The organism is Pararhizobium sp. PWRC1-1, from assembly GCF_049897905.1.
Lineage (GTDB): Bacteria > Pseudomonadota > Alphaproteobacteria > Rhizobiales > Rhizobiaceae > Pararhizobium.
Genome location: NZ_JAFCXE010000006.1, coordinates 168,594 through 186,932, shown reverse-complemented (window position 1 = coordinate 186,932; position 18,339 = coordinate 168,594). Strand labels below are relative to the sequence as shown.

Annotated in this window: 15 protein-coding genes; 9 read left to right on the top strand and 6 right to left on the bottom strand. The window is 60.4% G+C overall.

Features of this window, described 5'->3' with window-relative positions; all coding sequences use genetic code 11:
• Positions 1-7: 7 nt before the first annotated feature.
• Positions 8-931 carry a LysR substrate-binding domain-containing protein gene (locus ACP7E0_RS12255; protein ID WP_426125201.1) on the bottom strand — a complete coding sequence of 308 codons (924 nt, stop codon included), beginning with the start codon at positions 929-931 and terminating at the stop codon, positions 8-10.
• Between the two features lie 90 nt (positions 932-1,021).
• Between ACP7E0_RS12255 and ACP7E0_RS12250 the strand changes: the two genes are divergently transcribed.
• Both ACP7E0_RS12250 and ACP7E0_RS12245 read left to right on the top strand, forming a co-directional pair.
• Positions 1,022-2,575 carry a trimethylamine methyltransferase family protein gene (locus ACP7E0_RS12250; protein WP_426125199.1) on the top strand — a complete coding sequence of 518 codons (1,554 nt, stop codon included), beginning with the start codon at positions 1,022-1,024 and terminating at the stop codon, positions 2,573-2,575.
• Between the two features lie 233 nt (positions 2,576-2,808).
• The gene (locus tag ACP7E0_RS12245) at positions 2,809-4,854 is read left to right on the top strand and encodes an FAD-dependent oxidoreductase (protein WP_426125325.1); all 2,046 of its coding nucleotides are present in this window, start codon (positions 2,809-2,811) and stop codon (positions 4,852-4,854) included.
• 309 nt (positions 4,855-5,163) lie between these two features.
• Here the strand turns inward: ACP7E0_RS12245 and ACP7E0_RS12240 are convergent, their stop codons facing one another.
• Positions 5,164-5,772, bottom strand: coding sequence for a PRC-barrel domain-containing protein (locus tag ACP7E0_RS12240; RefSeq protein WP_426125197.1), 609 nt, complete (start codon positions 5,770-5,772; stop codon positions 5,164-5,166).
• Positions 5,773-5,969: 197 nt separating this feature from the next.
• Between ACP7E0_RS12240 and ACP7E0_RS12235 the strand changes: the two genes are divergently transcribed.
• Complete coding sequence (locus tag ACP7E0_RS12235) at positions 5,970-6,347, top strand: VOC family protein (protein ID WP_426125195.1); 378 nt, start codon at positions 5,970-5,972, stop codon at positions 6,345-6,347.
• Between the two features lie 107 nt (positions 6,348-6,454).
• Here ACP7E0_RS12235 and ACP7E0_RS12230 read toward each other — a convergent pair whose 3' ends face one another.
• From ACP7E0_RS12230 to ACP7E0_RS12215, 4 genes are read right to left on the bottom strand one after another with little or no spacing between them, the layout of a single operon-like run.
• Positions 6,455-7,339, bottom strand: a complete 885-nt coding sequence (locus ACP7E0_RS12230) for an SMP-30/gluconolactonase/LRE family protein (RefSeq protein WP_426125193.1) — start codon at positions 7,337-7,339, stop codon at positions 6,455-6,457.
• Between the two features lie 2 nt (positions 7,340-7,341).
• Complete coding sequence (locus ACP7E0_RS12225; RefSeq protein ID WP_426125191.1) at positions 7,342-7,974, bottom strand: 2-dehydro-3-deoxy-6-phosphogalactonate aldolase; 633 nt, start codon at positions 7,972-7,974, stop codon at positions 7,342-7,344.
• Positions 7,975-8,005: 31 nt separating this feature from the next.
• Positions 8,006-8,923 carry a 2-dehydro-3-deoxygalactonokinase gene (locus ACP7E0_RS12220; protein WP_426125189.1) on the bottom strand — a complete coding sequence of 306 codons (918 nt, stop codon included), beginning with the start codon at positions 8,921-8,923 and terminating at the stop codon, positions 8,006-8,008.
• Positions 8,923-9,693, bottom strand: a complete 771-nt coding sequence (locus ACP7E0_RS12215; RefSeq protein ID WP_426125187.1) for an SDR family NAD(P)-dependent oxidoreductase — start codon at positions 9,691-9,693, stop codon at positions 8,923-8,925. The genes ACP7E0_RS12220 and ACP7E0_RS12215 overlap by 1 nt, the downstream gene beginning before the upstream one ends.
• 173 nt (positions 9,694-9,866) lie before the next feature.
• Here ACP7E0_RS12215 and ACP7E0_RS12210 point away from each other — a divergent pair, with 173 nt between their 5' ends.
• The 6 genes from ACP7E0_RS12210 to ACP7E0_RS12185 all read left to right on the top strand — a co-directional run bounded on the left by ACP7E0_RS12210 (position 9,867) and on the right by ACP7E0_RS12185 (position 18,323).
• The gene (locus ACP7E0_RS12210) at positions 9,867-10,682 is read left to right on the top strand and encodes an IclR family transcriptional regulator (RefSeq protein ID WP_426125185.1); all 816 of its coding nucleotides are present in this window, start codon (positions 9,867-9,869) and stop codon (positions 10,680-10,682) included.
• A 225-nt stretch (positions 10,683-10,907) separates the two neighbouring features.
• Complete coding sequence (locus tag ACP7E0_RS12205) at positions 10,908-11,648, top strand: helix-turn-helix transcriptional regulator (RefSeq protein WP_426125183.1); 741 nt, start codon at positions 10,908-10,910, stop codon at positions 11,646-11,648.
• A 112-nt stretch (positions 11,649-11,760) separates the two neighbouring features.
• Entirely contained in the window at positions 11,761-12,516 is a 756-nt protein-coding gene (locus ACP7E0_RS12200) for a helix-turn-helix transcriptional regulator (RefSeq protein WP_426125180.1), read from the top strand.
• A gap of 324 nt (positions 12,517-12,840) precedes the next feature.
• Entirely contained in the window at positions 12,841-15,237 is a 2,397-nt protein-coding gene (locus tag ACP7E0_RS12195) for a methyl-accepting chemotaxis protein (protein WP_426125178.1), read from the top strand.
• A 501-nt stretch (positions 15,238-15,738) separates the two neighbouring features.
• On the top strand, positions 15,739-16,926 hold the full coding sequence (gene apbC, locus ACP7E0_RS12190) for an iron-sulfur cluster carrier protein ApbC (protein WP_426125176.1): 1,188 nt from the start codon (positions 15,739-15,741) through the stop codon (positions 16,924-16,926).
• A gap of 419 nt (positions 16,927-17,345) precedes the next feature.
• The gene (locus ACP7E0_RS12185) at positions 17,346-18,323 is read left to right on the top strand and encodes a magnesium transporter CorA family protein (protein WP_426125174.1); all 978 of its coding nucleotides are present in this window, start codon (positions 17,346-17,348) and stop codon (positions 18,321-18,323) included.
• Positions 18,324-18,339: the final 16 nt, after the last annotated feature.

The window sequence follows — 18,339 nt, the reverse complement described above, 5'->3', positions numbered from 1 at the left end:
CTCTGCCTCAGCCCTCCCGTTCCCGGCGTCCTTCCTCCAGCAGCCAGTCGCGCACGCGGCGTGCCTGAAGATTGAGCTCGCGCGATCGCGGCCAGACAACGTAGAAGGCTAGATCCGTCTTCAGCACATGATTGCCGACCGGAACCAGCGCGCCCGAGCGGACCTGCCGTTCGATCACATGGTTCCATCCAAGCGCAATCCCTTCGCCGGCGAGCACGGCCTGGACCACCAGAACATAATCATTCAATGTCAGCCGCCGCGCCTTGGCGGGATAGGATACACCGGCGCTGGCAAACCATTCCTGCCAGCTGTAAGCCTGTCTCACCGGCTCCTCCAGATGGATCAGCGGATGTTTCAAAAGATCAGCCGGCCGTTGCGGCATGCCGTTGGCCTCGACGAAGGCGGGCGATGCAACCGCGCAGATCACCTCGGGTGCCAAAAGTGCCGTATGATAGCGTGGCCAGTGGGCCGGATCGCCGCCGCCGCGAATGGCAAGCGGGATCGGCTCTTCCTCCAGATCGAGATCGCGCACGCTGGTCTGGATGCGCAGGTCGATTTCGGGCAGGTCCTCGCGCAGTTTCGTCAGCCGCGGCAGCATCCACATCGAAGCAAAAGCGGTCGAAGCGGCGAGCGTCACATTGGTCTCGCGGCGTTTGGCGCGGATTTCCTCGGCGGATTTCTGGATGCGAGACAGGCCGAGCGAGACGTCGGCATGGAATTTTTCGCCCGCTTCGGTCAATTGCACTGCCCGATGCACCCGGTGAAACAGCGGCACGCCGAGCTGTTCTTCCAGCCCGCGAATGGCATAGGAGACGGCGGCCTGCGTCATCGCCAGCTCTTTAGCCGCACGGGTGAAATTCTGATGCCGCCCGGACGCCTCGAAGACGATCAGGCTGGAGGCGGAGGGCAGGAGGCGGCGCAGGGTTTCCATAAGTCCAGCTTATATCATGCCTCTAATTTTTCCAGCGTTACACTGGGCTTTTTCACGACTAGCCTCGATTGGGAAAAGGGGAGGCATCATATGGAAACGCTCTTGGCTACTGAAGCAGATCCGGTAAGACGCGCACGGCCCGGCCGCACGGCCCGGCGTGACAATGCGGCGAAGATCGTCGGCATTCCCTATATCGCCCGCAACATCCCGACCTATGACATCCTCAGCGAAGACAACCTTCAAAAGATCGAACGCGTTGCCGACCGGATCCTTAGCGAAGTCGGCATCGAGTTTCGCGACGATCCGGCCTCGCTGGATCACTGCAAGCGGGCAGGGGCCAAGGTCGATGGTCTGCTGGTGCGCTTTGAGCCGGGCATGCTGAACGAGATCGTCTCGACTGCACCGGCCCAGTTCACCCAGCATGCCCGCAATCCCGCTCATAATGTCGAGATCGGCGGCAAGAACGTCGTCTTTTCCCCAGCCTACGGTTCGCCCTTCGTCATGGACCTCGACAACGGCCGCCGCTACGGCACGCTGGAGGATTTCCGCAACTTCATCAAGCTGGCCCAGTCGAGCCCGTGGCTGCATCATTCCGGCGGCACGATCTGCGAGCCGGTCGACGTGCCGGTCAACAAGCGCCATCTCGACATGGTCTATAGCCATATCAAATATTCCGACCGCGCCTTCATGGGCTCGATCACGGCGGAAGACCGGGCAGAGGATTCGATCGATATGGCGCGGATCGTTTTCGGCCGCGATTTCGTCGATCGCAACTGTGTCATCCTCGGCAATGTCAACGTCAACTCGCCGCTGGTCTGGGACGGCACCATGACCAGATCGCTGCGTGCCTATGCCCGCGCCAACCAGGCGGCGGTCATCGTGCCGTTCATTCTCGGCGGTGCCATGGGTCCGGTCACCAATGCCGGGGCCATCGCCCAATCCTATGCCGAGACGCTGGCCGGCTGTGCGCTGACGCAGCTGGAGCGCAAGGGCGCGCCGGTGATTTTTGGAAATTTCCTCTCCTCGATGTCGCTGCGCTCGGGCTCTCCCACCTTCGGGACGCCGGAGCCGGCGATCGGCTCGATGGTCATCGGCCAGCTCGCCCGGCGGCTGAAACTGCCGCTGCGCTGCGCCGGCAATTTCTCCAATTCGAAGCTGCCGGACGGCCAGGCGATGCAGGAGGGCGTCATGTCGATGCTGTCTGCAGTGCATTGCGGCGCCAATTTCATCCTGCATTCCGCCGGCTTCCTCGATGGGCTGCTCGCCATGTCGTACGAAAAATTCGTCATGGACACGGATTTCTGCGGCGCGCTGCATTCCTACCTCGCAGGCGTGGTGGTGGACGACAATACGCTCGCCATGGATGCCTTCCTGCAGGTCGGGCCCGGCAGCCATTTTCTCGGCTGCGACCACACGATGCGCAACTACCAGACGGCATTCTGGGATTCAGGCCTGTCCGACAACGAGCCGTTCGAGAAGTGGAGCGAGGAGGGCGGCTCGACCGACATGGCGGCGCGCGCCAACAAACGCTGGAAAAAGACGCTGGCCGAATATGAAGCGCCGCCTCTGGACGTGGCAATCGACGAGGCGTTGACGGAGTATATGACGAAACGCAAGAACGGCATGGCGGATGCCTGGTATTGAGGGGAGGGAGGGTTCACCCCTCACCAACTTCGGCCAAGCGATCGGCTTCGCCTCTCGCGGCCTTCGTATCCTCTCCCGCAAGGGGAGAGGAAGGTCTGCGCAGGGCGCCTCAGTTTTCCCTCTCCCCTTGCGGGAGAGGATAGCAAGCCCGCACGAAGCGAAGCTGAGTGCTTGGGCGCGCTTGGTGAGGGGTATGACAGCATGACATTTGTAAATTGAGCCCCGAGATCATGATCGACACAAAAGACCCGCTTCTCCAGCCCTACCAGCTCAAGCATCTGACGCTGAAAAACCGGATCATGTCGACCTCGCATGAGCCGGCCTATTCCGAAGACGGCATGCCGAAGGACCGCTACCGGCTCTATCATCTTGAAAAGGCCAAAGGCGGCATCGCGCTGACCATGACGGCGGGCTCGGCGATCGTCTCGGAGGATTCGCCGCCCGCCTTCGGCAATCTCCATGCCTATTCCGACGAGATCGTGCCGTGGCTGAAGAGCATCACTGATGACTGTCATGAACACGGCGCAGCCGTGATGATCCAGTTGACCCATCTCGGCCGCCGCACCGGCTGGAACAAGGGGGACTGGCTGCCGGTGCTGTCGCCATCGCCGGTGCGCGAAGCCGCCCACCGCGCCTTTCCCAAAGAGATCGAGGACTGGGATATCGAGCGCATTGTCGGTGACTATGCCAGTGCTGCGCAGCGCATGCAGGCGGCGGGGCTGGATGGCATCGAGTTTGAAGCCTATGGCCATCTGATGGACGGCTTCTGGTCTCCTGCCACCAACCACCGCGACGACGAGTATGGCGGTTCGCTCGATAACCGCATGCGCTTTTCCGACATGGTGCTCGATGCCGTGCGCAAGGCCGTCGGGCCGGATTTCATCGTCGGCATCCGGATGGTGGCCGACGAGCAATGGGATATCGGACTTTCGAAGCAGGAGGGCGTCGAAATCGCCCGGCGGCTCGCCGGTTCCGGCAAGGTCGATTTCCTCAACATCATCCGCGGCCATATCGACCATGATGCGCATCTGACCAATGTCATCCCGATCCAGGGCATGGCCTCATCGCCGCATCTCGATTTCGCCGGCGATGTCCGAGCTGCCACCAAATTCCCGGTTTTCCACGCCGCCCGCATCGCCGATGTCGCCACCGCGCGCCATGCGATCGCCGAGGGCAAGCTTGATATGGTCGGCATGACGCGCGCCCATATCGCTGATCCGCAAATCGTCAGGAAAATCATCGAGGGCCGCGAAAACCAGATACGTCCCTGCGTCGGTGCCACCTACTGTCTTGATCGTATCTATGAAGGCGGCGGTGCACTCTGTATTCACAATGCGGCCACAGGCCGCGAGGCGGCCATCCCGCATGTGATTTCCAAGACAACCGGGCCACTGCGAAAGGTGGTCGTGGTCGGCGCCGGACCAGCAGGGCTGGAGGCGGCCCGGGTACTGGCCGAACGTGGTCATCCGGTTGAGATATTGGAGGCGACCGGCGAGGCCGGTGGCCAGATCCTTTTGGCCGCCCGCAATCCGCGCCGAAAGGAAATGATCGGCATCGTCGACTGGCGTTTGTCCGAGTTGGAGCGGCTGGGCGTTCCCATCCATTACAATGTCTTTGCCGAAGCGGCCGACATTCTGGAGCGAAAACCCGATCTGGTCGTCATCGCCACCGGCGGCATCGCGCAAAATCCGCTGCTGGAAGCGGGCGACGACCTGGTGGTCTCCAGTTGGGATATCATCGCCGGCGCCATCAAACCGGAAGGTCCGGTCCTGCTCTACGACGACAATGGCGCCCATACCGGCATGACGGCAGCGGAAATGATCGCGGCCACCGGTGCCGAGCTGGAGATCGTCTCGCCGGAACGCATGTTCGCGCCGGAAATCGGCGGCATGAACCATGTGCCCTATGCCAAGGCCTTTGCGGAAAAGAATGTGCGGGTGACGATCAACACAAGGCTTAAATCCGTCCGCCGCGAGGGCAATCAGCTGGTGGCGGTGCTGGGCTCGGACTATTCGGAACATGCTTCGGTCGAACGCCGCGTCGCCCAGGTTGTTGTCGAGCACGGCACCCTGCCGATGGCCGACCTCTATCTCGAGCTGAAACCCCTGTCGCGCAATCTGGGTGCGGTGGATTACAAGGCCCTGATCCGCCAGGAAAACCCGATCAAGATACGAAATCCCGACGGAGAGTTCGACCTGTTCCGCATCGGCGACGCAGTCGCCAGCCGCAATATCCATGCGGGAATTTATGACGCGCTGCGGTACGGGGTGCTGTTCTGACCAACAAAGAAAGGACTTGATGTATCGCAGTCGAACGGCTGACAGTTCGATCTTTTGACACCGAGAGGTCTTTACGGGCCTAAAATCGCAGCCAAATTCCGGTCATTCCTGTGGGTGAAAACAGTCTTTCGATCCGACGGAAGTCGGGTCGCTGAATCCCGCCACAAGGGCGAGGAAGACGGAGGCTGGAGAGGTCACTTTCGTCAGCCCAACAATCGCCAAACAATTGCAACAGCAAAAGGCGCCACCTCGCGGTAGCGCCTTCGCAATGTAATATAACTGTTCAGCCTGTTGCTGTCCTGCCGCAGATTACTGAGCCGGCTTGACTTCCGTTGCCGGGGTCGCTGGGCTCGTGGCCGACGTGGTTGTCGTATCGACCGGGGCATTGGCATTCTTTTCCGCAACCTGCTGCGACTTGGTTTTGAATTCCGGTGCGGCCTTCAGCGTATCGGCGGTTTCCGCCGTGGTCAGCTTCAGGTCGTCGGAATTCGGCACATCGGCGACGGCGATCGTATCGAGCGGAACGGCAACGTTCTTTTCGCCGATACCGAGGAAGCCGCCGACGCCGATGACAGCCGCTTCAACCGAGCCGTCCTTGGTAAAGATCACGTCGTTGATCTCGCCAATGCTTTCATCCGAAGCATTGTAAACGGACTGGCCGATATAGGTGCTGGCGGCGATCTGGTCGGCGCCCTGTTCGGTCAGGTAACCGGCGCCAGACGCAGGCGCAGTTGCGGCTGCTTGGTCCATCGGCTTCTTCATAGCGTCGGCAGGCTGTTCGCCGGTCATCGGCGTTTCCATGGTCTGCGGCTGTGCCGAAGGCTGGGTGGTTTCCTGAGCAAAGCCCATTGGTGCGAAGATGGTTACGCCTGCAAAAAGTGCACCTGCAGCGACGGAAGTCACGAGTTTCTTGGTCATTGTGAACCTACCTTTTCGTTCTTTTTGTCGATCAAAGCGCGGCATGCAAAATCTTGCCGCCGCACCGGTGATGCAGACACAACGTGGTAGGCTAGGAGTGGTTCCGTAAAAAATTATGCAATTGGAGAGGGAACTTTTCGTTTTATAAGCGAGTGACGGAAGCTGCCCGCAGGCAAAAACAGATAAGGATTTGGGCGATGCGTTTGAACCAGGTGACGGTGACGATGCCGGATCTCGACAAAAGTTGGCACTTTTATCGTGCGCTTGGGCTAAAGCCGATCGTCGATGCACGGCCGCACTATGTCCGCTTTTCCTGCCCGGACAGTGACAGCACGTTTTCCCTGCATCAGGGCGCAAACACCGGCAGCGGAACAACTGTCTACTTTGAGTGCGACGATCTGGATGAAACGGTGCGTCGTCTGGCGCAATCCGGAATCACGTTCTCTGGTCCGCCGGAAGACAAGAGCTGGCTTTGGCGGGAGGCTGAGCTGTTCGATCCTGGCGGCAACCGGATAGTGCTGTATTTTGCCGGCGCGAACAGAAAAGACCCGCCGTGGCGAATAGCTGATGCGTAGCCGCGCGAACTTGCGGGGCGATAAATTACGGAATGGCAAAGCCGGGCATTGAACCCGGCTTTTCATTCGTCTGTCAGTTTTGGCTTTTGTGCAGCCTCCCCCAGCCTTCAGAGCTGATAAACCGGTTCGAAACGGCCTTTGACGGTAATACCGAGCTCAAACGTCTTGCCTGCATTCGGATCGGCTTTACGGGCCGCGTCATCCATGTCCTGCCAGGCGGAAGTTACCAGTAGCCGGTCTGCCTTGGCGCCGATAAACGCGGGGCAACTGGACTGGGTGGCGGGCACGGCGTGGCGGGCAATCCGCGTACCGTCCGGCGTGTAGACATCGACGGCACCCTGGCCCCAGCGGGCATTCCAGATCAGCCCGTCGGCGTCGCAGACCGAGCCGTCGACATCGCCGGGATTGCCGCTCTGGTCGCTGAATACCGTTGCCTCACCGGTCGGCAGGCCTGTGGCCGTATCGAGATCGACCCGCATGATATGATTGATGGCGGAATCGACGAAATAGCCGATGCTGCCATCCGGCGAAAAGCAGATGCCGTTCGGAATGCTGACGCCACCGTAAAGCCGTGTCACCACGCCCTTGGCGACGTGATAGATCGCGCCGGCTTCCTTTTCGGCCTTGCGGCCCATGGTGCTGACCCAAAGGCTGCCGGACGGATGCACGCGGCCGTCATTGGAGCGGTTGCCCGGATTGCTTTCCAGCGCTGCGTAGGCGGTCAGCTCCCCGGTTTTGGTATCACGGATGAACAGGCCGCGATCCGACGCGATCAGCTGCCTCAGCGGATCGATGACGGCGAGCACGCTACCCATGAAGGGCAGGACATGCAGGGTTTTCCGGCCGCTTTCCAGATGCAGTTCATGCAGCTCGCGGCCCTTGATATTGAACCACCAGGCGGTGCCGGTGGCCGGATCGAAGGCCGGGCCTTCGCCGAGTTCGAGTGTCAGGTCGCTGAGGATCCTGCCGGAAAAGGGAATTGTTTCGCTCATGCTCATGCCCCGTACACTGCGTCATAAGCCTTGATGGTCACCTGCGCCCGCTCGGCGACCTCGGCAGCGCTCATGCCGGCCTTGTACAGGCTGGAACCGAGGCCGAAGCTCTTGATGCCGATCTTGGCATAATCGCCGAAATTGGTGTCGGAAACGCCGCCGACGGCGGCGATTTCCAGGTCTGGCGGCAGGATGGTCCGGATGGCCGCGATGCCGGCCGGGCCAAGCACGCTGGCGGGAAAGAATTTCAGACCCGTTGCGCCGGCATGGGCGGCGGCCAGCGCTTCGGTGGGGGTGAGCACGCCGGGCATGGTGACCATGCCACGGGCGGCCGCAAGCGCGATCACGTCTGTCTCGACATTCGGGCTGACCATCAGCTTGCCCCCGACGCCGTCGAGCTTTTCCACCTGCTCGGTGGTCAACACAGTCCCGGCGCCGATCAGGCAGTTGGCGGGCGCCATCTTCACGGCAATCTCGATCGAACGGAAGGGATCAGGCGAATTGAGCGGGATCTCGATGGCGGTAAACCCGGCTTCGAGCAGTGCGCCGACCACGCCCTGGGTTTCCTCCGGCTTCAGACCACGCAGGATGGCGATCAGCGGATATTTCATCGGCGGGAAAGGGATGCGGGTCATGACTGTTCTTTCTTTGAATAGGCGAGTGGCTTCAGGCAGGCCAGATGGCGTTGGCGGCGGCGGCGAGACCCTGGCGAACGGCGGCATCGGCATCGACGGTAACGGGAGTAAGGTCGAGCGCTGACAGGGCCGATTGATAAAGACCGGCAAGCGCTCCGGACGCAACGAGGCAAACGCTGCTTCCGGGCTTTGCCGTGGCCAGCGCGCCGGCAATTTCGAGGCCGATCAGGGTTCCGGACAGCCGGGCCTTGGCATCATTGGCAGACAGCCCATGCAGCAACTGGCCGCTGCGCACCGTAAAGACCAGATTGGTGGCAAGGGCTGGAGTTTTGACGGCCTTGGCAACCGCACCGAGAAAAGCCGGGTCATCATTGGCAAAGGCGCCGGCATCGGCAAGGGCATGGCTGAGGATCGAGTGCTTGGCGATGACGTCGAACAGTTCGCCGGTCATGAAGGTCGAAAAACCATCGACGATGCCGCCGGTGACGCGCACCCACTTGCTGTGCGTGCCCGGCATGCAGATCAGATGACTGCCATTGCCGAGTTGCGATATGGCGCCGAGCAGCTGGGTTTCCTCGCCGCGGATCACATCGGGCGCGTCTTCGTTGCGCTGGGCAAGGCCGGGCAGGATGCGGATATCCCGGTTGGTGTCGGGCACGGTGACGGCCGCCTTGACGATGGCGCTGAGCGGAGCCGGCGTATCGAGATAGCCTGCCTCGACCCAGCCCTGACGGGCACCCGCCATGCCGCAGACAATCACCGGCAGATGCGGAGGTGCTGCAACAGCAGCAAGATGGGATTCGAGGATGGCGGAAAAGCCGGTCTTGGTGGCTGTCGTCATGCCTTCGCCGCTGCGGCGTTCGGCAAGGATCTCCCCGCTTTCGCTGATGACCCACAGGCGGAAACTCGAGGTTCCCCAGTCCACTGCCGCATAGGATGCTGCCGTCATCAGAATATTCCTCCGTCGATGATCATGGCCTGCGCTGTCATCCGCGCCGAACAGTCGGAGGCGAGATAGAGGCAGGGGCCAACCATGTCGTCTGCAATGAGCATGTGCTTCAGGCATTGTTTTTCGATCATGCCGGCAATCGCGGCATCGCTGACCCAGAGTTTTTTCTGCCGTTCGGTCACCACCATGCCCGGTAGCACCGCATTGACGCGGATATTGTCCGGGCCGAGCTTGCCGGCCAGCGATTTGGTCAGGCCGACGATACCGGCCTTGGCGGTCGCGTACGCTGGTATCTCACCCATGTTGAGCATGAAAGCGATCGACGAAAAATTGATGATCGAGCCGCCACCGGCCCGTTGCATGTGCGGGGCGGCGGCCTGGCAGGCAAAGAAGACATGGCGCAGATTGACCGCCTGGCTCTCGTCCCAGCTCGCTTCGGTCACGTCCTCAAGCGGTTGACGGTCGTCGCGTGCGGCATTGTTGATAAGAACGCTGAGAGAGCCAATCGCATCGGCGGCCTGATCAACGGCAGATTTTATCGCCGCAATGTCGCGCAGATCTGCCTGAATGAAAATCGGGGCGTGATCGACAACGGGCGCAAGCCGTGCCACCAGCGCCAAGCTATCGGCCTCCGCAATGTCGATAAAGGCGACACGTGCGCCCTGCCGGGCAAAGCCCTCGACAAGAACGGCCCCGATGCCCGATCCACCGCCGGTGATCAGGACGCCACGCCCTTTGAGGTCGTGAAATTGCGCGGCTGGAAAGGCCATGCTGGTGTGCTCTCCCGGATGCAAGCCATGTGAAGCCAGCTTGCTTTTCTATCTTTGCTGTTCCATTATTTGGAACTGTCTCTTACTATTTGGAATTATCACGCTGGAGGTGTTGGCTTGTCAAGGTCGAAGCCCCCGGCGTTCGGCAAATGGCGTGCGGCAATTGGACAGGCATGATGGAACGGGATCGACCGGATATTTCTTCGTCCGCTTCTGCGCACAATAGCGGGACGGGCACGCTGGGCAAGGTTCTTTCCGTGCTGGAGACAGTCGTGACAGCCGACCAGCCGCTGCGGTTCAGCGATATTCTGGCTTTGTCCGGCCAGCCGCGCGGCACCCTGCACAGGCAGCTCTCCCATCTCGTCGAAGAGGGGCTGCTGACGCAGGGGCGCGATCTCTGCTACGAGCCTGGCCTGCGCCTGTTGAAATTTGCCTACAGGTCCTGGTCGAAGAACCAGTTCCGCGCCGTTGCAGCGCCACATCTGCGCAGGCTGCATGAAGAAACCGGCGAGACGGTTCATCTCGGCGTGTTGCGCGGTACCGAAATCATCTATGTCGACAAGGTGGAAAGCCGCCAGACGGTGCGGATGCAATCGCAGATCGGCAATGCATCGCCCGTGTATTGTACGGGGCTTGGTAAGGCGGCGCTCTCCGTTTTACCTGTGGCCAGGCTCGGCGATGTGCTGGGAAAGCTGGAATTCCACCGCTTTACGGCCAATACACATCTTTCGGTCGCCTCTTTGGTGCGCGATCTGGACGACGCGCGGTTGCGGGGATATGCCTTTGATCGTGAAGAACATGAAGCAGACATCCGCTGTGTTGCAGCACCAATCCATGATGCCGGGTTTGATCTCGTCGCTGGTATATCTGTGACAGGACCGGCCTACCGGGTGACGATGGAGCAGTTGGAAATCTGGGCCGGCCCGGTGCGTCAGGCTGCGATGGCCATCAGTGAGGACGTGGACGTTCGGCTGGGGCCGGGGCGATAGACTTTGGTAAGTCCGTTTCGGTTATTTAGGCAAATCGACTGGACGCGGGGAGAACGGGTCTATAGCTTCAGCAGATCAGATTCTGTGCCTGCCGATGTTCGATTTCATCTTTCGAAATGGGCCTTGCCAGGGTCCAATCGGTAACGGAATGCCTTTTGGGAGGCGGCGAAAGAGGCTCTCGCAAACGTCGAACCAAAATAGTTGTGAGCCCGGAAGAAGTAGAGAATGGTCGATTTCAGCGGTCATCTATCGCCCATAGCGCTTTCCGCCAATCCGCGGATGGTCGAGGCTATGACACGGGCATCGGACGTTCGCCAAGCATTGGAGCAGGTTTCGCGCGCTTATGGGTTCCAGGGTTTCCTGGTGATGGTCGTGCCGGGAAAAACATGCGGCAGCCTGTCTGAATCGGTTGTTATGACAAACTGGCCGCAGGATTTTATCGCGGCCTATGATGCCGCCAGCATGATGGCCGGCAGTCCGGTTATCGAGCGCCTGCGGCGCAGCACGGTGCCGTTTACTTATGATACAGCGCAGGATTCCCGCCGCCGTTCGGATGGCAAGGGCAACGCGGTGCTGAACCTGTTCGAGCGCGTCAACCTGAAGCGCGGCGTCTATATTCCGGTCCACGATGTGCAGGGAACCCGTGGCGCTGTCGCCTTCGGCGGCAATCGCGAGGCCGTCAGTTCTGGCGAGTTGAAGGAGTTGACGTTCATGGCTGGATATCTGTTCAGCCGGTTGAGCGAGATGAAGGAAATGCGCAACCGGGGTCCTGTCGTGCTGTCGCGCCGCGAAATCGAATGTCTGCATTGGGCCGCGGCCGGCAAGACCACCATCGAAATGGCGAAAATTCTGGATCTTTCAGAATACACCGTCAATCACTACCTTAGCCGCGCGACGCGCAAACTCGATTCCGTCAATCGTGTGCAGACCGTGGCAAAGGCGATACGTGCCGGGCTGATCAGTTGAGAAATGTTTATGAATGCGAGCAGGAAGCCGGCATGATGCCCAGGATGCAATACCGCCAAAACGGGGGCCAGCTTGCCCGGCAACGCACGTGCCAGTGCGGTGGAGTTTGTGAATGCGCGATACTTTAATGTCAGAAACGGTTGAAAAAGAGCTGCCGCGGGGTGGCGATTTCGCGTCGGAAATCGCTGGACTGGAAACGCAGTTCGACGCGATCCGCTACATGAAGAAGACGACGCAGGCATTCGGTTTCAAGACGTTTCTGATCTGCATGGTTCCTTCCTTCGATACAGAAAAACTCGCAAGCGCTTCGATCCTGTCCAATATCCCGGCAGATCTCGTCAACAAATACGACAGTATCTCCCTGCTCAAGCAGTCGACCGGTATCCGCCGGTTGCGGGAAACCACAACGCCCTTCCAGTTGACGGTCGAGGATTGGGAAAAGGAAAGCGGCCGGTCTCCCCAGACGAACGACTATATCGCCATGCTGCGTGAACACGGTATTTTCCAGGCCAACTATTTCCCTGTTCATGATGCCGATGGCAGCCGGGCCACCGTCGTCTGGATGGGAAAACGCGCCGATCTGGCGATGTCTGCGATGATGGAACTGCAGATGATCGCAATTCACATCTACAATCGCCTGACGGAAATCGGCTCGTTTTGGAAGGGCGCCCCCGTCGCCCTGTCGGAGCGTGAAATCCAATGTCTCAATTGGACCGCCGCGGGCAAGACAAGTTCGGAGATCGCCGGGATACTTGGCCTGTCCGAGCACACGGTCAATCATTACCTCAATCATGTCAGCAAGAAGCTGGATGCGGTCAACCGCACGCAAGCTGTCGTCAAGGCCATGAAGAAAGGCTACATTAGCTGAGTGCAGTTCTTCGGCTGCCGGTGAAGAATTAAGCAGCGATTGCGATTATTGCTGGCATTTTAGATGAACATTAAGATTTGCAGCGCACCTTTACTACCGGTGAAATGATTTCACTGGGAGGGTGCGTAAACACTCCTGTCTTCGATCATCATCGGGGAGGGATCGTGAAACGCTTTTTACATTGCCGGCATCGTTCGTCTGGAAAGGCGCATTGTACTGCCGCATGAATGCTATCCTCCGCACCTTTTTCCAAAAATGATATTCATGTGACGTAGCAACACGTGAGGCATTCGCCCGTTGCCGTCGCGCTTGCGAGGATACGAGATGCTGTTCAAGACTGCGACCTCCCGTAATATATTCTCCGTTGTGGCGACCGGGCTCTTTGCCACGGTGGTGACTGCGGGCACCCTGTTCTGGATCTCCTATTCCGAAGTCAAACGCCGCAGCGTCGATGAAATGAACGCCGCAGCCGCCCTGACGGCCGCCGATCTGAAGGCGCAGATGTCGCAAGGACTGCAGCTCGTCGCGACCTTCCAGAGCGTTTTTTCAGCGCTTGAGACATCCGGGGCGGCAAATCGTACCTCCGCCGATGCAATGATGCGAAAGGCTCTCGAGGACAGTCCTTTCGCGCTCGGTGTCTGGAGCGGATGGGAGCCGAACGCCTTCGACGGCAAGGATGCAGACTATGTCAACAAGCCGGGACATGACGCTACCGGTCGCTATGTCCCCTACTGGGTGCGTTCGGGTGGCAAGATCGATGTGACGCCGCTCACGGACTACGACAAGCCTGGGCCGGGCGATTACTATCAGCTGCCTTTCAAGGCACAGAAGATGGTGGTGATCGAGCCCTATAAATATGCGGTCGACGGCAAGGATGTGATGATGACCACGCTGGTCGGTCCCGTCACCGTCGATGGCAAGCCACTCGGCGTTACCGGTATCGATATCGCGCTCGACAGCCTGACATCGAAACTGGCCGACATGAAGCCGCTCGGCGATGGCAATGTCGCTCTCGTCTCGCAAGGCGGACATTTCCTCAGTCACGTCAACGCCGACAATCTCGGCAAGGCGTTCAAGGATAGCAGCGTCGATGCCGCCGCATGGCAAAAGATGATTGAAAACCCGGGAAAGCCGGTCGAGGTCGTCGGCGAGGATGGAACGGATTTCCTTTCCGTGGCCGTCCCCGTGCAGTTGTTGCCGGATACCGCCTGGTACGCGATCGTCTCTGTTCCGAAATCGACAGTCTTTGCCTATCTGACGCGCATGGCCTGGATTTCCGTCATCATTATCGGTGTCGCCTCCGTTCTGCTGGTGCTGCTTGGCGTCTTGATCTCCAACCGCTTCCGCCGCCGCCTTGAAGCCATCGTCAATGCAACCGGCGAAATCGCCCGGGGCAATACCGGCATCGCCATTGCCGATGCCGAGCGCAACGACGAGATCGGCGACATGGCCCGGTCACTTGCCATTCTGCGTGACGCGACAATCGCCAAGCAGCGTCTTGAGACCGAAGCCGCTGAAACCCGCACGCTCAGCGAGGAAGAACGCCAGCGCCGCGCCGCAGAGACGCAGGAAAACGAGCGCCAGATGCGCTTTGCCGTCACTGAACTCGGCACGGGCCTGCAGCGGCTGGCCGATGGCGACGTGACGTTCCGCCTGATGACGCCGTTCATCGGCTCGCTCGATGCACTGCGTGTAGACTTCAACAGTTCGATGAGCACCCTGCAGCAGACCCTGCAATCGGTCGGCAACAATGCACTCGGCATTCAGGCCGGCTCGGCCGAAATCCGCTCCTCGGCCGATGATCTGGCCAAGCGCACCGAACAGCAGGCTGCCTCCGTCGAGGAAACGGCCGCAGCGCTCGACCAGATCACCGCCTCGGTGCGCGACTCGACTGTGCGTGCCGAAGAGGCAGGCCAGCTGGTCGCCAAGGCAAAATCGGGTGCACAGACATCAAGCGCCGTCGTCAAGAGCGCCATCGATGCCGTCGGCCAGATTGAAACGTCGTCGCAGGAAATCTCGAGCATCATCGGCGTCATCGACGAAATCGCCTTCCAGACCAATCTGCTGGCGCTGAACGCCGGTGTCGAAGCCGCGCGTGCCGGCGATGCAGGCAAGGGCTTTGCCGTCGTTGCCCAGGAAGTGCGTGAACTCGCCCAGCGTTCGGCCAATGCGGCCAAGGAAATCAAGGCTTTGATTTCGAAATCCGGTCAGCAGGTCAAGACCGGCGTCGAACTGGTCGGCCAGGCCGGCAAGGCGCTGGAAGTGATCGTCCACGAGGTCGATGAAATCAACCTGCGTGTCTCCTCGATCGTCGAGGCGGCCCGCGAACAGTCGATCGGCCTCAACGACATCAACCGCGCCGTCAACGTCATGGATCAGGGCACGCAGCAGAATGCGGCCATGGTCGAGGAATCGACCGCTGCCAGCCACACGCTTGCCGCCGAAGCCTCGGCGCTGACAACGCTGCTGTCGAATTTCCAGCTTGGCGAGGTGTCACAGACGAGCATGCACCGTGCTGCGGCCGATACTGGATCGCACCGGGCACCCGCCGCTCCCGTCCGCAGTTCCTCCCTGTCAAAGCCGGGCATCCGGCCGGCCTCGGTGACGACACCGGCTGTCCAGTCGCCCGCCCGCTCGCTCGGCCAAAAACTTGCCGGTGCGTTCCAGGGACATGGCGGCGCCGCTGCTGCACCGGCCAATGACGGCTGGGACGAATTTTGAGCAAGAACAAGGGCGCCGCCTGCCGGCGCCCTTCTGCCAACGTCCTTGTCGCAAAATCCGGCAATGCCGCAAGCTGTGCAACGCAACTGCACAATAACTAGCCGGATTTGATGTTGCGTCGCACTGGCGCCGATCGCCAAACGCCGGTTTTCAACGGCTTTCCCAAACTGGCACGGTTCCTGCTTTGTAAAAGGCATGTCCAGAGGGGACTATAATAAGGACTGCGCCCAAGAAGGTCGCGACAGGCAAGGCCGCTTTCAGCCACTGGTGATCCCGGATGTACGGACACCATCAGGCAGAGAGCGGCCTTTGCTTTTGCGCCGGTTTTTCTGCGCGGCCGCATTGGCGAAACACGTCGGCTCGATTATCTAATACCCAGTCTCGATGATAGAGGTCCGTTTTATGGGCTCCTATTATCGCGACTGGTATGAATGGCAGTGCATAACGCATGGACGAGACAGCAGGGCAAACCAGCCGCGCTGGCGGCAGGAAGTGAATGACATGACCGACGTGACCAAGGAACAGGTTCTCGACAAGCTCAGGGGCGTTCGCGGACCGGATATGGACGGCAATATCGTCGATATGGGTCTGGTCTCGGATGTCTTCATTTCCGATTCCAAAGTCTATTTCTCAATTACAGTGCCGGCTGAGCGCGCCCGCGAACTCGATCCCCTGCGTGCCGCAGCAGAGCGCGTGGTCAAGGATATCCCGGGCGTCAAGGGCGCCATGGTGGCGCTGACCGCCGACAAGAAGGGCGCCTCGTCTTCCGCGCCGGTCCAGCGTCCTGCCGCCGCACCTTCCCAGCCGGGCCATTCCCACGCCGGCCACAGTCACGCACCAGCTTCCGCCGCGCCGCGGACACCCACGGCTGCGGCGAAAGCCGGTATTCCGGGTGTCGGCGCGATCATTGCGGTTGCGTCGGGCAAGGGCGGCGTCGGCAAGTCGACAACCTCGGTCAACCTTGCCCTGGCGCTGAAGGCAAATGGCCTGCGCGTCGGCATCCTCGATGCCGATATCTACGGCCCGTCGATGCCGCGCCTGTTGAAGATTTCTGGCCGGCCGCAGCAGATCGAAGGCCGGATGATCCGGCCGATGGAAAATTACGGCATCAAGGTCATGTCGATGGGGTTCCTCGTTGATGAGGAAGTGGCGATGATCTGGCGCGGCCCAATGATCCAGTCGGCGCTCCTGCAGATGCTGCGCGAAGTCGCCTGGGGCGATCTCGATGTGCTGGTTGTCGATATGCCGCCAGGGACCGGCGACGCGCAGCTGACCATGGCCCAGCAGGTGCCGCTGGCCGGTGCGGTCATCGTCTCGACGCCGCAGGACCTGGCCTTGATCGATGCCCGCAAGGGATTGGCGATGTTCCGCAAGGTCGAGGTGCCGGTGCTCGGCATCGTCGAGAACATGAGCTATTTCATCGCGCCTGATACCGGCAATCGCTATGATATCTTTGGCCATGGCGGCGCCCGCAAGGAGGCCGAGCGGATCGGCGTGCCGTTCCTCGGCGAAGTGCCTTTGACCATGGGCATCCGCGAGACGTCCGATGCGGGCACACCCGTTGTCGCGTCGGAGCCCGACAGCGAGATCGCCCGCGTCTATCGCGAGATCGCCAGGAAGGTCTGGGAGCAGGTCGGAGCGCATCAGGGCGACAAGGCCCGGGCCATGCCGAACATCGTGTTCGAGTAACCCGCCGAAGAAACCAGCCGGCCCCTGATGTCTGCCGCGCCGGCTGCGGAAAACCCGACCCGAAAAGGGCGGCTGTTGACATTCGGGCGGCGAGCGTCGTTAAGTCTTTGGGCGACATTGTGGCGCTTTGCCACTTTCTGCATTGATTTTGAGCGTGCCTTGTTCCATATGCCTCCCCGCATCCGCAAGGCTGCACCAGCGGTGCTGCCCTCCGTCGGGCTCCGCATGACTGTGATGACCGTTTGAGGGTTTGTCGTAAACGACGAGAGTTTCCATATGGATCTGCCGCGCGCAGCTTTGATGTTATACGGCCGGCCGGTTCCGGTTCGCCATAGTCCGGCTCCTGCTACCGTCCGTCGCCACCGCGATGCGGTGATAGCCTGCGTCTGCGCCGGTGGCGCCCGCACAAGGTCCGCAGCATGATCACTGCCTATCGTGACAATGGGCAAGCCGTGGTTATCAGCGCGGTGCAGCCTCCCACGTCCCTGCCGTCCGATGTGGTCTGGATCGACATGCTGCGTCCGGACAAGGCCGAAGATCTTCTGGTTGAGGGGTTCCTCGGCATCGATGTGCCGACCCGCGACGACCTGAAGGACATCGAGCCCTCCAGCCGTCTTTATACGGCGAAGGACGCAGTGTTCATGACCGCCTCGCTCGTCTGCAAGGCCGAAAGCGGGCATCCAGAACTGGCGGATGTGGCCTTCGTTCTCGCCCGCGGCATGGTGATCACCATCCGCTATGATGAACCCAAAGCCTTCGATCTGTTCACGGCTGCGATGCACCGCATTCCTGGCGGTTGTTCCACCGGAACAGTTCTGGTGACGCGGCTGTTTGAGACCATCGTCGATCGCACCGCGGAAATCCTCGAGATCGCCGTTGCCCGGATCGATGGTTTGTCGTTGCAGGTATTCGGGGATCGGCCCGTCGGCAAGCGCCGGCCGCCGCATTATCTCGAAGCCAAGCTGATGGACGTGGCGTCGCATCACCGGTTGGTGGCCAAGACCCGTGACAGCTTGGCTTCGCTCTCTCGCGTCCTGACATTTCTCTATACCGTCCCGGCGGTTCAGGAGAACAAGGAAACCAAGGAGCTCTGTCGGACAATTTCGCGCGATATCCAGTCGCTGTCGGAGCATGCCTCTTTCATTTCGGGAAACATCACTTTCCTCTTGGATGCATCCCTTGGGCTGATCAACGTCGAACAGAACGCCATCATCAAGATTTTCTCGATCGCAGCGGTCGTCTTTCTGCCGCCGACCCTCGTCGCTTCGCTCTACGGCATGAACTTCGACTTCATGCCCGAACTGAAATGGGCGTTCGGTTATCCCATGGCCGTGATCGGCATGGTGATTTCGGCCATCGTCCCCTACTACTTCTTTCGCTGGAAAGGCTGGCTCTGAGAGCCCGAAATATTCA

Bases quoted from the DNA above. Each gene is read 5' to 3' on its own strand.
- ACP7E0_RS12255 (WP_426125201.1), bottom strand. From the start codon at position 931: ATGGAAACCCTGCGCCGCCTCCTGCCCTCCGCCTCCAGCCTGATCGTC.
- ACP7E0_RS12250 (WP_426125199.1), top strand. From the start codon at position 1,022: ATGGAAACGCTCTTGGCTACTGAAGCAGATCCGGTAAGACGCGCACGG.
- ACP7E0_RS12240 (WP_426125197.1), bottom strand. From the start codon at position 5,772: ATGACCAAGAAACTCGTGACTTCCGTCGCTGCAGGTGCACTTTTTGCA.
- ACP7E0_RS12235 (WP_426125195.1), top strand. From the start codon at position 5,970: ATGCGTTTGAACCAGGTGACGGTGACGATGCCGGATCTCGACAAAAGT.
- ACP7E0_RS12230 (WP_426125193.1), bottom strand. From the start codon at position 7,339: ATGAGCGAAACAATTCCCTTTTCCGGCAGGATCCTCAGCGACCTGACA.
- ACP7E0_RS12225 (WP_426125191.1), bottom strand. From the start codon at position 7,974: ATGACCCGCATCCCTTTCCCGCCGATGAAATATCCGCTGATCGCCATC.
- ACP7E0_RS12220 (WP_426125189.1), bottom strand. From the start codon at position 8,923: ATGACGGCAGCATCCTATGCGGCAGTGGACTGGGGAACCTCGAGTTTC.
- ACP7E0_RS12215 (WP_426125187.1), bottom strand. From the start codon at position 9,693: ATGGCCTTTCCAGCCGCGCAATTTCACGACCTCAAAGGGCGTGGCGTC.
- ACP7E0_RS12210 (WP_426125185.1), top strand. From the start codon at position 9,867: ATGATGGAACGGGATCGACCGGATATTTCTTCGTCCGCTTCTGCGCAC.
- ACP7E0_RS12205 (WP_426125183.1), top strand. From the start codon at position 10,908: ATGGTCGATTTCAGCGGTCATCTATCGCCCATAGCGCTTTCCGCCAAT.
- ACP7E0_RS12200 (WP_426125180.1), top strand. From the start codon at position 11,761: ATGCGCGATACTTTAATGTCAGAAACGGTTGAAAAAGAGCTGCCGCGG.
- ACP7E0_RS12195 (WP_426125178.1), top strand. From the start codon at position 12,841: ATGCTGTTCAAGACTGCGACCTCCCGTAATATATTCTCCGTTGTGGCG.
- apbC (WP_426125176.1), top strand. From the start codon at position 15,739: ATGACCGACGTGACCAAGGAACAGGTTCTCGACAAGCTCAGGGGCGTT.
- ACP7E0_RS12185 (WP_426125174.1), top strand. From the start codon at position 17,346: ATGATCACTGCCTATCGTGACAATGGGCAAGCCGTGGTTATCAGCGCG.